Here is a 597-nt window from a genome sequence, read left to right as displayed (position 1 = left end):
CTCTACGTCGGGGTCTCCGACGCGCCCGCCTGGATTGTCTCGCAGGCGAACACCATCGCGGAGCTTTCGGGCCTGACACCCTTCGTCGGGCTCCAGGTGCAGTACAGCCTGATCGAGAGGACTCCTGAGCGGGAGCTGCTTCCGATGGCCCGGGCCCTCGACATCGGCGTCACGGCATGGTCGCCCCTCGGCGGGGGAGTGCTGACGGGAAAGTACGGGAAGGGCGACGGTTCCGATCGACGCTTCGGCCCCCACAATCCCATGAGCGCGGAATTTTTGAGCGGGAAAAATCTCACCATCGCCGGAGAGGTGGTGAAGGTCGCCGAGGCGGTGGGAAGGTCGCCCGCACAGGTTGCCCTGAACTGGCTGAGGCAGATAAAGGGGAATGGGGTCATCATCCCCATTCTGGGTGCGCGCACGGAAAGCCAGCTCCGGGACAACCTCGGCTGCCTGGATTTCTCTCTGGAGAGCGAACACCTCGAGAGGCTCGATGCGGCAAGCACGATCTCGCCGGGGTTCCCTCACGACTTTCTCGCAAGGGAAAACATGCGGCACCTGGTGTATGGAAACAAGCTCGGTTCAATCGTGAACCACCGG

Annotated in this window: 1 pseudogene (running past one end of the window); it reads left to right on the top strand. The window is 63.1% G+C overall.

The features are described 5' to 3' along the window. A pseudogene (locus GTN70_06605) lies at nt 1-597 on the top strand (aldo/keto reductase); it begins 416 nt to the left of the window's first position.

Source organism: Deltaproteobacteria bacterium (genome assembly GCA_011773515.1).
In the GTDB taxonomy this organism is placed as follows: domain Bacteria; phylum Desulfobacterota; class Deferrimicrobia; order J040; family J040; genus WVXK01.
Note: the sequence above shows the minus strand (reverse complement) of the source record. Positions and strands in the feature narration are given on the sequence as shown.